This is a genomic window from Paenibacillus sp. FSL E2-0151 (genome assembly GCF_037993015.1).
Classification (GTDB): domain Bacteria; phylum Bacillota; class Bacilli; order Paenibacillales; family Paenibacillaceae; genus Paenibacillus; species Paenibacillus amylolyticus.
This window is the reverse complement of record NZ_CP150308.1, coordinates 779,603-794,560: the sequence shown is the minus strand read 5'-3', so window position 1 is coordinate 794,560 and position 14,958 is coordinate 779,603. Positions and strand designations below refer to the sequence as shown.

Below are 14,958 nucleotides of genomic sequence, written 5' to 3'. Positions count from 1 at the left end.
CTTGAGCTTAGATGGATTAGAGAAAAAAGAGATATCTCCAGCCGAATGACTGAAAGATATCTCTTTTGGTGTAGACAAAAAAGCAAGCCTCCGGTAAAAAGAGACTTGCTTGTATTTTGAGAGACTTCCTATTTCTAAATGTTCACTTAAGAAGCACAGCCCTCGCACGCCACATAGTTGTCGCCAACCTGTTTGCTAATGGAGATCAGATCGCCAAGCTTGATATCAGACTCATCTGTAAACTCCAGATCGGCTATACGTGCAACGATCAGTGCAGCAGCCTCTTCCTTGCTTGTTGCCATTTGGCTGAACTCGGATTTTTCGCCTGTTGATACAACCTCATATAAATACGTATATCTCAATGTGTCCATCCTAACACTCTCCTTCCGAAATCACATCATATCATCTCTATTAACCAATTCCAAGCCCTAGTAAAAAGTGTTAATCGTAGCGCAGCTTCATCTGCTCAGCTGTCAGGCGTACTTCTTCAGAGCCAACGCTAAGCACCCTGCTGGTCTCCGCAAGTGGATAGCGATCTCGCAGTGTCCGAACCAAAGCCGCAGTATATGCCGCAGCCGAAGGTACACCTGCCAATTCTTTCAGACTTGCCATCGTGCCAGGCTGAACATCGGGATATCCTTCACTCGCCCCGCCTGCTGCATGCTGATAGAATTGTCGCACATCTGCTGCCAATTGATCACCCTGACCGTCCACGATGATAAAAGCCGTAATGATATACGCCTTTGCCTGCCTGCGCTGGGCAATACCACAGAATTTTAGGCCACCTACACTGACATCATAATCTCCCGGGCAAAAAGCACCCTGAACCTCGCCAGTTTGCGCCTGATTCGACCACGGCTTTAGCGACTCGGCAATAATCGAAGCCATCTCCCGGAAATCATCATGAATATTGATGGCATGTCCGGGATTAGGCAGAATCAGCGACACATTAACTACCCCTGGGTTCAAGGGTACTGCCGCTCCACCGGAAGGCCGAACACAGACCGCTGTCCCTTGGATTCTAATCTGTTCCATCGCTTCTACAGCCTGTGGCAACCTGCGGTCACGCAGACCCGCTACAAAGGCATCTGGGTGTCTCCATATATGTGCAACAGGTAGATGCCCTGCCCCAACCCGCCTGCACATAACTTCTTCCCAAGCAAAAGCTTCGAGTACACTACTACCTTGTCGCATGAGTGGAGTCTCCCAGATTTGCAGACGCAATGAAGCCTGTTGATCTGCCTGTAGTCCCTTTTCCGGCTGAACCGGTTGATCTGAATGGGAAGGTACACTCATCGTTCCATTACCTCCGGCTTAACGAATTCATATGTATCCAGTATATAGGAATGACAAGGCATATATAAATAAGCCGGTTCCCAGGGAACACGGCTTATTTATATCACATCCTATGGCTTAGAAACTGCTGCTTCCAAAACCAAAGGAACTTACTCATCAGGCTTGTCCAGCGAGTGGACATACCTGATCTTAATCTTTCATCAAAGACAAGAACTCCGCACGTTGTGCCGGATTCTCACGGAAAGAACCACGTACAGCAGACGTTACCGTCTTGCTTCCCGGTTTCTTCACGCCGCGGGAACACATGCACAAGTGCTCGCCTTCCACAACGACCATAACTCCATGAGGTTCAACGGCCTCTGTCAGAATGTCAGCGATCTGTGAAGTAATACGTTCCTGAACTTGCAGGCGACGTGTTACTGCTTCGACCAGACGAGCCATTTTGCTCAGACCAACGATCTTGCCACTTGGTACATACCCAATGTGCACCTTGCCGAAGAACGGCGCCATGTGGTGCTCACACTGACTGTAGTAGACAATATCCTTGACGATAACCAGTTCTTCATGATTCTCGTCAAACGTGACACCGAGCACATCGCGCGGGTCTACTTCATATCCGCCAAAAATTTCTTCATACATTCGGGTCACACGTGCAGGCGTTTCAAGCAGCCCTTCACGTGTACTATCTTCTCCGATCAATTTCAGGATCTGCTCTACATGATACTCGATCTTCTCCCGATTGTCGGATACTTTTGAATTCAAATAATCTTTAACGCCAGCCACTGCCAAACGCCTCCTTTCGAACCACAATACTTTAAGAGGTTGTTCAAAAAGTACGCTTTTGATTACGATGGATGCCTAAAGGCATCATCAACGTCGAATATGAAATTCAGCCGAAATGTCCGTTGCTCACGTAGTTTACTACGCTCCGCTACTCCATTTCTAGCTTCGTCCCATCTTCTCGGTACTGAAAACCCAACTTTTTGAACACGCACTTTAAGCAGTTATTCACTTCACTGCTATTATTTTCGGCGGCCCGAACTTTTACGCGCAGGATGCTGTTGCGGCTGAGGCATTTTCGCTCCTGGCTGCTGATTCTTCATCATCTGCTGGGCACGCTGCATTTGCTTACCATTCAGGTTGTAGCCCATTTGCTTCGCCATTTTCTGAAGCATGTCCGGATTGCTTTGCATTTTCTCAAGTTGTTTACGCAAGTAGAACACCCCGATGAAAAATCCCCCGACCAGACCAACAATCAATGTAATAATCGGTATAACAATATCCATCTCTTAGACACCTCTGTATGCATTCTAAAAAGCCTGATAATCCGTGTCACTTCATGATGTTCAACACACATGTTGCAAACCTGACACAGAGCGGATTTCCTGAAAGTATCATAGCATTTCCGCACGCCTTGAGCAAACGGATTTTCCAGTTGAACCGCACACAAGCTACGTCATGACAGCTTCAATGAAAACGGTTGTATGCTGAGCCAGATCGATTTCAACCACATCCAGAGAATAACGCGTACTTCCGCGTGCCACCCTGATCACAGGTCTGCCGGGCAATCCCCGATGTTGACGCACAATGACTCCAGTCTCTTTGGTGGACAGTCGTACCGCTGTACCATTGGGATACACGGATACACTCTTGTTGAACTCAATCAGAATGTCCCGATCCAGCTTTGTACCAGACAACGCCATCATCTCTTCACAGGCCTCATGTGGCATCAAACTGTCCTTGGATAAACCATTAATGAGATTATCATAGATATTAGCCACACTAACGATTCTCGCAAACAGATGAATGTCACTCCCCTTGATCCCTCTCGGCATGCCTGTACCATCTACATGCTCATGATGTTGCAGGGCCGTATGGGCGACCAACAGACTGAACTCCCGTTTGTTCTTAATCACTTCAAATCCACGCCATGTATGGTGCAGCGAAGAATTTGCAGCAGAGCCACTGCCAGGAGGTTCCCCCACTTTGCCAATATCATGCAATAATGCCCCCACAGCAAGGTCCTTCAGTTGATTATAATTGAGTCCCATATTCAGTCCGATGACCGAAGACAACAAACATACATTCATCGCATGAACATACTGTGCATTGTCTTTGGTACGAATATCGGTGAGCTGCACAAGCATTTCACGCCCGTTCAGTACATCATTCAGCAACTTCTCTATACTGAGGGCAACTTTTCTCGGACTCCAGTCTTTCCCGGATCGAATGGATTCGAGTGTGACACTCATTTCATTAATTATTGCCCGTTTCGTGGTTTCATCCAGAATGTCTTCTGCATCCACATCTTTATACGCTTCATCCTGGATGTATAACATGGTCACGCCAATACGCTTCAACGTATTGACCATGTATACGGTGAGCTGGACTCCGGCAGACAGCAGTACCGTGCCGTTACTGGAATATACCGTCTTGCCCAGAAGCTCCCCCGCTTCCACGCTCTCCACGTTTACATACTTCATGAACGTCCCCCGCTCTTACGATAGCTGCTCCAATGCGAGCAATTGCTCCTTGGTTTGCAGACCGCCTACATAACCCACCAGGGTACCGTCTTTACCACTGATACGGTGACAGGGAATAATAATCGGAATCGGATTCTTGCTAATGGCGTCCAGAACTGCACGAACAGCCTTGGGTCTGCCGATGATTTCCGCAACCTGTTGGTGTGATGAGGCCTCTCCATAAGATATATCGGACAGAACTTGCCATACTTGTAGCTGGAATGGTGTTCCAAGCCGATCAAGCTGCATGTCGAACGTTTTTCTCTCCCCTGCAAAATACTCCTTTAACTGCTTTGCAGCTTCGCTGAGCTTCTCTTCATTCTTCTCATATCGATACTCGCCAATCCAGATGCGTGCCCATTGTTGCAGATGAGCTTCGCGTACGTGAAAGGCGCCAAAATCAATGTGACACAGCCCTTCATCCGTCGCGCATAACGTAAGAGTACCAATCGGTGTCAGTACCTCATCGTAGTATACGGGCTTGCCATGAAGACCTGTAACGGCTGAAGGTTTCCACGCTGCGGCTTCCGGTTTGTCAGGCTGTGCAGACTGCTCACTACCCGGTTCAATCCCAGCTTCCATTTTCAAATCCTGTTGTAACGCACGTAAGGCATTGTTCTCGTTGTTCTGTTCCTCTGGCTGCTTCTCACTCACTTGTCCAGCCTGTGGCTGTTTGGGTAAGGTCTCGGACGAACTCAGTCGCTCCTCGGCCTTCTGCAGCATGCTTAGTACGTTCCCATCTTGTTCGTTAGCGGCAGCTTCCCCAATTGCTCTCATGGCGTCTTCTCCTCCAATTCTGCTTAACGCCCAGGCTGCAGTTCCCCGCAACTCGGGGCGCGGATCACGTTTTAATACTTCTGTAAGTTTGGGTACAGCACTTTTGTCTTTGAAATTGCCCAAGGCAATAACGGCGTTGCGTTGAATCGGTTTTTTGCCCCGCCAAGCGGCGGAACTCTGACCGAAACGTTCCTTGAATTCCCGGTTACCGATGTCCAGCAGCGGCAGTAGGAGTGGCTTCACAATCTCCGGATCGGGATGAAACTCGGGATGGTGATCCCAGTTCTTGCCCCGGTTCTTCGGACAAACAATCTGACACGTATCACAACCGTACAGACGGTTGCCTATTTTCAGCATAAATTCTTCATCCACGAACCCTTTCGTCTGGGTTACAAAAGAAATACAACGCTGTGCATTCAACTGCCCCGGCCCCACCAATGCTCCTGTAGGACAGGCATCAATACATTTTGTACATTCACCGCAGTCTTCGGTCACAGGTGTGTCTGGTTGAAAAGGAATATTCGTTACCAGTTCTCCGAGAAAAATCCATGAACCAAATTTGGGTGATATAATGGCACAGTTTTTGGCACTAAAACCAATCCCCGCACGCTGGGACACCGCACGATCCACCAATGCTCCGGTGTCTACCATGCTTTCGATCATGGCTTCAGGTACGCGTTCCTTTATAAAATTGACCAACTTGTCCATCGCTGCACGCAGGACCTGATGATAATCCTGACCCCAAGCCGAACGGGCAAAAATGCCTCGATACGCACCAGGCTCCGATTTCGGCGGATTCACCATTTTGGATGGGTATGCCACGGCTATTGCAATAAGTGAAGCGGGCTCGCCATCTTTTAAGGCGGGGTGCACCCTTTTTTCAATATCCGGCTCTTCAAAACCTGAAGCATACCCTTTATCCCGCGACTGCTCCAGTAGCGACTTCAGGGAAACAAAGGGATCAGCCGAAGCAAAACCGATATCATCAATGCCCAGTCCGGGGCCAGCTGCCTTGATCTCCTGTTTTAACTTTTCCCATACGGAGGCATCCTGTGCTGCCTCGGTCTGTACGCTCGTCATTTCTCTTCCCTCTCTTCTTCCGACACTTATTCCGTAAATAGTGAACGCCCGCCTCACGGTAAGAGGACAGGCGTTAATTTCTATATATGCCTTGCATACTTGAATTCAAACGGAACGAGTCTATATGGTTTAACGCAAAATGCAATCTGAAGTTGTTGTCCTGTGAGCATTTTACAATTTCTTCAATTCAGAAAACGGCCAGAAAATAAATTCAGCCTTGCCTACAATCTGGTCGGATGTAATACTGCCAAACACTCGGCTATCCTTACTTTTGCCTTCATGACGATTATCCCCCATCACGAAGAAATGATCCGGCTCTAGTGTGATTGGGCCAAAATCAGGGTCCTGCACCTCAATATCGGTGTACGTTTCCGCTTGTTGATCGCCGTTCACATATAGATGGTGATCCCTAACTTCAATAGTATCTCCCGGAAGTCCAACGATTCGTTTCACCAGAAAATCCTTCTTCTCTACACCTTCACTTGGATCACGAAGTACGATCACATCTGATCGGGAAGGATTACCCAGATGGTATACGATTTTGTTGACGAAAAGACGATCTTGCTCAACCAGTGTCGGCTGCATGGACTGTCCCTTGACCATTGACAGATTAAACACAAACAGGTTCAGCAGCATCATGATTACAAAAGCAACAACAATCGTTTTGACCCAGTCCCACAGCTCGACAACCCATGATTTCCCCGGTTGTTCAGGCTTTGACGGTTCATTACGTTGCTCGGAAGTCACATGTTCCATTGAATGATTATTAGAATTCAAAGGGACACCTCATTTATTAAATAGTTGAATTAAACTTGTAACATGGTAACCATACTCCCTTTCAGTCTACTTCATTTGGGAGAGTGAAACAATTGGTTATGAGCACCAATACCTTCGTTATCGTGAATACAGCCGGGATAATCGCGTTAATTTAAATAGAATTCGGAGACTCCGATGTATGTTAGAAAATGAGGAAACCAGAGGAATATGACGTGAAGAACACTCATATAAATAGAAAGGCACATCCCTCACGTTCTTACACGTTAAAGAGATATGCCTAATATGAAATGAAAATCTTTTTTTTATTTCTTTTTAAACATGCAAACTAAGCTTTGGACAAAATACTAAGAGTCTGGAAAGCGCTCATAATCTGATTGGCACCGTAACCCATTGCTTCATATAGAGGCATGGCTACTTTGTTGTGCTCATCACCCGCCACCCATACTTGGCTGACTTTACGCTGCTGGAACCGCTGTTCCATAGCCTCGACAAGTGTTTTGCCGACTCCACGGCGACGATAGTCTGGATGTACCGCAATACGGTAGATACAACCCTGGTTGTGATCAATCGTACCGATCAAAGCGCCTACGAGGTCTCCCTCTTCTTCCGCAACCATGATCAGGTCAGAATCCCATGACAATTGACGGGCAAACGGGCCCATCGTGTTCTCATAACACTCTTCCGATAGTGCAACCTGGAGAAGCTCCGTCATCTGGCTTGCATCACTCAACTGAAAGGAACGAACGTGCATGTCTTAAATCTCCCTTTTCGTTAGCTTAGATGAGGTTTTTTACAAAAAGGGAATCCCTTTTTACCAAAAACCCAATGTTCATATAATGACAAAAAACGAGAAAATACCGCTTCTTCGTCAATTAAACCATACTTTCCTCCATAAAACACGCATTTTCTTTTGAAAGCGCTTAATTGTAACCGTTTACATACGAATATTAATCTTTTCATCTATTTAAACGCCTGAAAACACATAAATAGTTGCATAAAGGGTAAAATATGTTTGTTATCTCTGGCCCATCATTAGATCAACGCCTCGGGGGACTTAATAAACAAAAATGTTGCTTAATTAGCTCGAATGCGGTTTAATATTAGTGGCAAGGGTATTATTACATATGTACCTGTTTTCAAAAAAACCTAAAATCTCAGGAGGTATTTCATTATGACTTTTCAATTACCAGCACTTCCTTACGCTAACGACGCACTGGAACCACATATCGATGCAAAAACGATGGAAATCCACCACGATCGCCATCACAATACTTATGTAACTAACTTGAACGCAGCTCTGGAAAGCGCTCCTGAACTGCAAGAAAAAAGCTTGGAAGATCTGATTGCTAACCTTGACAGCGTGCCAGAAGGCATCCGCACAGCGGTTCGCAACAATGGTGGTGGACATGCTAACCACAGCTTGTTCTGGGAAATCATTGGACCTAACGGCGGCGGCGCTCCTACAGGCGATATCGCAGCAGCTATCGATAGCGAACTGGGTGGCTTTGATAAATTCAAAGAAGATTTCGCTAAAGCAGCTACAACTCGTTTCGGTTCCGGCTGGGCTTGGCTCGTAGTTGGTAAAGATGGCAAGTTGTCCATCACTAGCACACCTAACCAAGACAGCCCTCTCTTCGAAGGTCTGACTCCGGTTCTGGGTCTGGATGTATGGGAGCACGCTTACTACCTGAACTACCAAAACAAACGTCCTGACTACATCTCCGCTTTCTGGAATGTAATCAACTGGGATGAAGTGAACAAACGTTACGCTTCTGCAAAATAAGACTGTTAGCATGCAACAGTTAACATAAAAGAGAGCCTGATTCGGTCATCATGACCGTGATCAGGCTCTCTTTTTGCTATCACTATAGTTAATGGGTGTTTTGTTTCTAACGAACCCAGGACACGTTATTGCTCGATATTTCATCGTATCGCGAACCTAACGAATCTCAGAGTAGCTATTTCCCCAGATACGGGCTTTGATACGCACTTTTGGGTTGATTTGTCTATGATAACGTCACTCAGGTTCGTTAGAATTTATAATCGTGGTATATCCACATGATAAGACCTCTGGAGTTCGTTAGCTCCCCCATTTAATCATTCACTTGATCATACGCACCAGCAAAATAACTGCTGATCAGCTTCAGGAAGATATTCGGGAATGCCATCTTATCCATATCTTCCGGACCGATCCAGCGGTAGGTCAAGCCATCGCCTTTACCTGTCAGTGTCGGAGTGCTCAGCGCTAGGTCACTAACATCAGATGATGACATCAACATCTCTCCATCGTTAAGCGATGTTGAGATGTTCTGCGCATTAGGCGTGCCTGGCTCCGATGAATGCGTCGTGTCTGACTCAGGTGACACAGCTGATGATGAGGCTGTGCCCTCCCTTGTTGCCGCCTGTGCATCGTAGGCGGCTCTGGCTTCCGCTGCGATCAGCGGAAGCTCACTGCTCTGGTCCTGCTCGGTACACTTGTACACCTGCAGGCTCCAGACAATGTGGCTGAACACATGCTCCGCATGGGTAGCCAGCCCTTCCGGGCGGGCAGCGAAGCCTTCCGCCCACAGACTGCCGGCCAGCAATGCCATGGCCGGCTCATCCGCCAGCGGCGCCGCCTTCTTGCTGGCTGCGGCGGGCGCCGCGAGCACATGCGGCAGCTCCCACATGCGGGCCAGCAGGCCCGTGTCTGGGCGCTGGCGCACAAGCACTTGGCCGCGATGAGCACCGCGGCCCTCCACAATCGCGACCAGCCGCTGCTCAGGGCGCGGCGGCTTCGCCTTGGTCTTGACCGGCAGGGTAAGCTCTCTTCCGGCGATGCGGCCGGAACATTGCTCCATGACCGGGCAAGTCAGGCAGTGCGGCGCTTTGGGTGTACACACCAGCGCGCCAAGCTCCATCAGCGCCTGATTGAAATCACGCGCCCGCCCTTCCGGAATGAGCTCTCCTGCGAGCTCTTCCATCAACACCCGGGTGCTGCCCTTCATAATGTCCTCATCGATGAGGAAGTATCGGGACAGTACCCGCATGACATTGCCATCTACCGCAGGTTGCGGCTGGTTGAAGGCAATGCTGAGAATGGCCCCGGCCGTGTAGGGGCCAACCCCTTTTAATGCAAAGACAGCCGGCTTGTCCTGCGGCATCTCGCCTCCGTGCAGCTCCATGACTTGTCTCGCAGCTGCCTGAAGATTACGTGCACGGGAGTAATAACCGAGTCCCTCCCAATTTTTCAACACATCCTCTTCGGGTGCCTCCGCTAACGCTTGCACGGTCGGGAAATTCCCGATAAAACGATTGAAATACGGAATTACCGTATCGACCCGAGTCTGCTGAAGCATAATCTCCGATACCCATGTGAAATACGGATTGTTGTGGCGACGCCACGGCAAATCCCGTCGGTTGACCATATACCAGTCCAGCAAATTCACGCTGAAATGTTGTTTCTGTTCCTGTAAACCCATATTTCCGTCCTCTCCTATTGCCAAGCTAACTACTTTTCCATCTGCTCCACGATCGCAAAGGCCGCTGCCAATTCCGTCTGATGCGTAATACTCAAATGAATGTCATATTGCTTATCATATGGCAGCTGCAGACGTTCCCAGGCTTGACTGGACAGCGAGGCCACGGGACGTCCTGTCCCATCAGGCAGCACTTCAATGTCAGTGAAGCCCATGACACCACCAATACCGCAGCCAAATGCCTTAGACACCGCTTCTTTCGCTGCAAATCGACCGGATACAAACTCCGTCATCCGCTTCCCTCGACGAACTGCGATCTCCCGCTCTGCTGGCGTTAAAATTCGTTTCAGAAAAGCTTCCGCATGGCGACCGGACAGTAGCTTCCGCATACGTCCAATCTCCAGCACATCATTACCTATGCCATATATCATCAACGCTTCACCCGCTTAATCTTTTATACTGTAAGAGGTTATTCAAAAAGTCCCATCTTCTTGGTACTGAAAACCGCTCTTTTTGAACATGCATTGTAAAAGATCTCCATTCAATCACATGATCCGTAACTCTCCGAACACGTATTCTATTGTAGCAGGAGGGGCGATCAGAAGCGAGTACCTATCCGCATTACCATATATGCTAAAATATGAATTAGGAATCGTCTGAAATTCTTAGGAGGTCTGAATAATGCCCATAACTTTTGAATTGCCCACTGACGTAGATGCGATCATTCGCGGGGACTTTTTCCCTGCACAACAACCCGCTCAAGGTGTTATCGTTCTGTCTCACGGATACAAAGGCTTCAAAGACTGGGGCATGTTCCCCTATGCAGCTTCACAGCTAAGCCAGACGCATCATGTGCTGACCTTTAATTTCTCTCACAACGGTATCGGCGAATATCTGGAGCAATTCTCTGAACTTGAAAAGTTCGCAGTGAATACCTACAGCCGGGAGCTTGCCGATCTGGCCCTGGTATTGGAACATGTGGCTACACAACCTGAACTCACTGGACTTCCTGTATACCTGGTTGGTCATAGCCGCGGTGCGGGCGTAAGTCTCGTCTATGCACTGGATCATCCCGAGCAGGTGGCAGGTGTCATCTCCTGGAATGGCGTAACCAATCTGGATCTCTTCACAGCGGAGCAAAAAGAAGAAATGCGTACGCATGGCCGTAGCCATGTCGTTAACGGACGAACAAGCCAGCAGATGCCACTGGACGTGGCTATTCTGGAAGACCTGGACAAGCATAGCAAACGTTACGCTATCATTGACCGCTTGGCTTCTTCAACTTTGCGAGTCGCACTCATTCAGGGAACAGAAGATCCCCAGCGTCTGCGGGACGGTTCTGCCGCACTGGTTCAAGCCCGCCCTGATATCCCATGGCACCAGGTACCTGAAGGGAATCACACCTTTAATACGGTACATCCATTTAAAGAAACCACTCCGCAACTGGAGCAAGCCATCACCCAAACCCTGCAACAGATCAAAGACTGGAATAGTTAACTCATCTTTAATATAGTAATCACCTGGATTTTTGCGGTTTCTTGCTCCACATAACAAAAGAGTCACTGCGTGAGCAGTGACTCTTTTGCATTCCCTAAGAGGGACGTTATTTCAATGTTGGTGTTAACAGCCTATATCAATCATGCTCATTCATCCGTATTAGATACCAGGAATGGCATTGCGTTTGTGATGTGTACGCGTATAGAACGCTTCAAGGCGCTCTTGTGCAGCCGGATCGATCTGTTTGCCTTCGAGATAGTCGCTGTTCGCTTCATACGAAATTCCCAGCTCATCTTCGTCCGTCTGACCTTCCCATAGCCCTGCCGATGGTGCTTTGTCCAAAACAGCCTGTGGCACGTTCAGATATGCTGCCAGCTGGCGTACCTGACGTTTGTTCAGGGTGCTCAGTGGTGTGATATCCACAGCACCGTCGCCCCATTTGGTATAGAAGCCTGTAATGGCTTCAGAAGCGTGATCCGTACCTACAACGAGCAGGTTTTCTTCAAACGAAAGCGCATATTGCATAACCATACGAGTTCTCGCTTTGACATTACCTTTGCCTTGGTGAGTCATATGACGTGGGCTACCCAAGGATTTGAAACCTTGCTCCACTTCCAGCGCAATCTCGTTCACTGCATCTTCGATATTGGTTTCCACGACATGCTTCAGATCGTATGCTTTGGCTACAGCGTAGCTGTGGTCGATATCGGATTGTTCACCATAAGGTTGGAACACACCAAGCGTTTTGTACTCTTGATTGTTCTCTTGCGTAAGCTCGTCCGTCGCTTTTTTGCAAAGCGCCGTAGCCACTGCACTGTCAATACCGCCGCTGATCGCAATCAGCAAACCCTTGGCACCCGCATTTTTCACATACGTCTTCAGAAAATCAACACGCTTGCGTACTTCCTCTTCTTCATTAATGCTTGGTTTAACCTTCAATTCAGCGATGATCTGTTGTTGCAAACTCATCGTTCACACACCCCGTTTCTAAATGAATGAAATTTGATGTCCAGCTTGAAAGGTCCGAATGGTTCAATAACCTTATCTATCCAAAATGAAACGCCCCGGCATCGGTGATCCGAAGGGCGGGGCGTTCTATTGGAATTAACGGCAGTAACGGTCAAATGCACTTTTGAGATCAGCCGCAATATCCTCTGCAGAACGGTCTTCCACTTGATGACGCTCGATAAAGTGAACGAGTTCTCCGTCTTTCATCAGAGCGATGGACGGTGAAGATGGAGGATACGGTGCAAAGAATTCACGTGCTTTTGCAGTTGCTTCTTTGTCCTGACCAGCAAATACAGTGTACAGGTGATCCGGTGTAATATCGTGCTGCAGTGCTTGGGACACACCTGGGCGACATTGACCTGCGGCACATCCGCAGACAGAGTTAATGACAACCAGCGCTGTTCCTTTTGCATCCGGAAGACTTGCTTCCACTTCTTCAGGAGTACGCAACTCCTGGATTCCTAGACGAGTTAAATCATCCCGCATCGGTTGAACCATATCTTTCATGTATTGATCAAATGACATCGACATTCGGTTTCACTCCTTATAAATGGTTGTTCTATGATCTCGATAAAATTAAAGGCCAATAAACTCTCCAAAACAACGTTACATTCATATCGAACATTATGGATGTAATGATGTGCTATTCCTATTATACATCCATAAGCAATGAAAGCAAGATTCAGAAACCGCCTGCGGAAAGGCTTCTTCCATAATATTATGTCTCAATGTCTGGCAAAATATGCTGAATGACTAACGTTCAAATGCCACTTTGAAGGTCGTGCCCTGTCCTTCCTCCGATTCCACAGTAATGGTTCCATTATGTCGTTCCACAATACTTAGGCACATGGACAATCCAAGTCCGGTTCCCTTGGCTTTTGTCGTATAGAAAGGTTCAAACAGCTTTTCCTTCTTCACTCTGGGTAGACCAGGCCCTGTGTCACGTACACACAGTTCCACTTTGTCATCGACTATCCGCGTCTCCAGCGTAAGCACGCCCTTCTCATTCATGGCTTCCATCCCGTTACGGGCCAGATTGAGTACCACCTGTTTGATTTCCTTTGGATTGAGGTGCAACTTCGGTACATTATGGTCCAGCATAAGTTCAATACTCTGACCACGCAGGTTCGCATCGGCCCACAACAATGGACTGAGTTCATGAATGATATCATGCAGCTGGGATTCCTCTTTTTCCGCAATCCGATCCTGGGCCAGCGATAGAAAATCATTAATGATACTATTCGCCCGATCCAATTCTTCCAGGACGATCCGGTAGTAATGATCGAGGGAATCTGGACTCTTCTCCTGCATGAGTTGAAGAAAACCACGTACAACCGCCATTGGATTACGCACTTCATGCGTAATGCTTGCAGCCATCTGCCCCACCAGACTGAGACGATCCACATTATCCAGTTCACTTCGCAACATCTCAAGCTCCGTGATATCCTGAATAATCAGCATGGCTCCTGTAACTTCTCTCGCAGACTCTGTTGAAAAGGCATAAATCGGTACGGTTCGGGACTGAAATACGTGTGCACCGTAACGAACGGTCAACCCACTAATCTCACCATGAACGACGGCTCTGCGAATGCTTTTATCCATCTTATCCGCCTGACCTTGTTCAACAAATTGACTGGCAGGCTGTCCAATGAGATCAGGCGTGGACGTACATGGTAGCTGCTCCCTTGCGGTTTGCTCCATCATCTCATTGACAAATATCACTGTGCCTTGTTTATCTACGGTGGCAATGGAGAGAGGCACTGCGTTCAGAATCTGATGAAGTTTCTCCGTTTCGGCTATGTATCGGTGGTGGACTTCCGAGAGATGCTGCTCCAGCCCGCGATAGTGCTTCATCCGTTCCAGCCATAGCAGACTCAGACTGCCCGCAACAATGGCTCCAGCGGTATATCCAAGTGCTGTAAGTATCATGTAGGTCGCAGAGTATGTGGATTCATTCTGGAGGGATGCGATCCATAACAGACTCGTTACAATCAGTTCCATTGTAATCAGGATGATGAGGATCGCCATTTTGCGTGAAGGTGTATTATGCTTGAATCGTTTGGCAGACAACCATACAATAGGATAGAGAAGAATGCCCGTATGAAGGAGAAATCCGTACAGATCATAGGGATGCGCAAAAAGAAAATAGAAGAGAATATGTAGAATGGACAGCGTTAGGCCTATAGCGGACTTACAATACAAAATAACAAGTATCACAGGTACGATGCTTAATGATATGGGTACGGCCACCGGGCTTGCATAGAGCGCAAACAGCAGACACAATAACATGCTCAGGGCACTTGTCACAGCAAAACTGGTATGAACAGTTCCGGCATGTTCCATTCTAGCAATAGCCCGCTTGGAGAGTACCAGACGGAATAAGGGAATCAGAAATACCGCCGACCCTGCCAGCAGTACTTGTAAAAGCATGTCCTTTAACGCAACCACAATGCCATCTCCTCCTCTGCCTGCACATTCCCTCATGTATTTCTGATTAAAACATAGGCGACAGTATATTACAATATATCCCTTAAGACTGCACA

The 14,958-nt window shown here is 47.9% G+C and carries 15 protein-coding genes; 2 read left to right on the top strand and 13 right to left on the bottom strand.

Going from position 1 to position 14,958, the window contains the following annotated elements; translation table 11 throughout:
* Window positions 1–146: 146 nt before the first annotated feature.
* From MHI55_RS03810 to MHI55_RS03775, 8 genes are all read right to left on the bottom strand, one after another.
* The gene (locus MHI55_RS03810; RefSeq protein ID WP_036614132.1) at window positions 147–371 is read right to left on the bottom strand and encodes a hypothetical protein; all 225 of its coding nucleotides are present in this window, start codon (window positions 369–371) and stop codon (window positions 147–149) included.
* Window positions 372–441: 70 nt separating this feature from the next.
* Window positions 442–1,296, bottom strand: a complete 855-nt coding sequence (locus MHI55_RS03805) for a lipoate--protein ligase family protein (RefSeq protein ID WP_340388892.1) — start codon at window positions 1,294–1,296, stop codon at window positions 442–444.
* Between the two features lie 189 nt (window positions 1,297–1,485).
* Window positions 1,486–2,079 carry a GTP cyclohydrolase I FolE gene (gene folE / locus MHI55_RS03800; protein WP_036614134.1) on the bottom strand — a complete coding sequence of 198 codons (594 nt, stop codon included), beginning with the start codon at window positions 2,077–2,079 and terminating at the stop codon, window positions 1,486–1,488.
* A gap of 239 nt (window positions 2,080–2,318) precedes the next feature.
* Window positions 2,319–2,582 (bottom strand): YneF family protein, encoded by a 264-nt coding sequence (locus tag MHI55_RS03795; protein ID WP_017690778.1) that lies wholly within the window; start codon window positions 2,580–2,582, stop codon window positions 2,319–2,321.
* 165 nt (window positions 2,583–2,747) lie between these two features.
* Window positions 2,748–3,779 (bottom strand): HD domain-containing phosphohydrolase, encoded by a 1,032-nt coding sequence (locus tag MHI55_RS03790; protein ID WP_017690779.1) that lies wholly within the window; start codon window positions 3,777–3,779, stop codon window positions 2,748–2,750.
* Window positions 3,780–3,794: 15 nt separating this feature from the next.
* Window positions 3,795–5,675, bottom strand: coding sequence for a tRNA epoxyqueuosine(34) reductase QueG (queG, locus tag MHI55_RS03785; RefSeq protein WP_340388890.1), 1,881 nt, complete (start codon window positions 5,673–5,675; stop codon window positions 3,795–3,797).
* Between the two features lie 171 nt (window positions 5,676–5,846).
* On the bottom strand, window positions 5,847–6,452 hold the full coding sequence (lepB, locus tag MHI55_RS03780) for a signal peptidase I (RefSeq protein WP_340388887.1): 606 nt from the start codon (window positions 6,450–6,452) through the stop codon (window positions 5,847–5,849).
* Between the two features lie 325 nt (window positions 6,453–6,777).
* Window positions 6,778–7,203: a GNAT family N-acetyltransferase gene (locus tag MHI55_RS03775; RefSeq protein WP_017690782.1), complete on the bottom strand. Its 426-nt coding sequence runs from the start codon at window positions 7,201–7,203 to the stop codon at window positions 6,778–6,780.
* Between the two features lie 420 nt (window positions 7,204–7,623).
* Between MHI55_RS03775 and MHI55_RS03770 the strand changes: the two genes are divergently transcribed.
* Window positions 7,624–8,235: a superoxide dismutase gene (locus MHI55_RS03770; RefSeq protein WP_339189937.1), complete on the top strand. Its 612-nt coding sequence runs from the start codon at window positions 7,624–7,626 to the stop codon at window positions 8,233–8,235.
* Between the two features lie 310 nt (window positions 8,236–8,545).
* On the opposite strand, the gene mutY is transcribed toward MHI55_RS03770, so the two are convergent.
* Both mutY and acpS read right to left on the bottom strand, forming a co-directional pair.
* The gene (gene mutY / locus MHI55_RS03765) at window positions 8,546–9,913 is read right to left on the bottom strand and encodes an A/G-specific adenine glycosylase (protein ID WP_036668232.1); all 1,368 of its coding nucleotides are present in this window, start codon (window positions 9,911–9,913) and stop codon (window positions 8,546–8,548) included.
* A gap of 29 nt (window positions 9,914–9,942) precedes the next feature.
* Entirely contained in the window at window positions 9,943–10,341 is a 399-nt protein-coding gene (gene acpS / locus MHI55_RS03760; protein ID WP_076216711.1) for a holo-ACP synthase, read from the bottom strand.
* A 250-nt stretch (window positions 10,342–10,591) separates the two neighbouring features.
* Here acpS and MHI55_RS03755 point away from each other — a divergent pair, with 250 nt between their 5' ends.
* A complete protein-coding gene (locus tag MHI55_RS03755) occupies window positions 10,592–11,407 on the top strand; it encodes an alpha/beta fold hydrolase (protein ID WP_282319487.1) in 816 nt (271 codons plus the stop codon).
* Between the two features lie 159 nt (window positions 11,408–11,566).
* On the opposite strand, the gene nadE is transcribed toward MHI55_RS03755, so the two are convergent.
* The 3 genes from nadE to MHI55_RS03740 form a co-directional block, all read right to left on the bottom strand.
* Complete coding sequence (nadE, locus tag MHI55_RS03750; protein ID WP_017690787.1) at window positions 11,567–12,376, bottom strand: ammonia-dependent NAD(+) synthetase; 810 nt, start codon at window positions 12,374–12,376, stop codon at window positions 11,567–11,569.
* A gap of 135 nt (window positions 12,377–12,511) precedes the next feature.
* The gene (locus MHI55_RS03745) at window positions 12,512–12,946 is read right to left on the bottom strand and encodes a BrxA/BrxB family bacilliredoxin (RefSeq protein ID WP_017690788.1); all 435 of its coding nucleotides are present in this window, start codon (window positions 12,944–12,946) and stop codon (window positions 12,512–12,514) included.
* Window positions 12,947–13,168: 222 nt separating this feature from the next.
* A complete protein-coding gene (locus tag MHI55_RS03740; protein WP_340388885.1) occupies window positions 13,169–14,863 on the bottom strand; it encodes an ATP-binding protein in 1,695 nt (564 codons plus the stop codon).
* Window positions 14,864–14,958 lie beyond the last annotated feature (95 nt).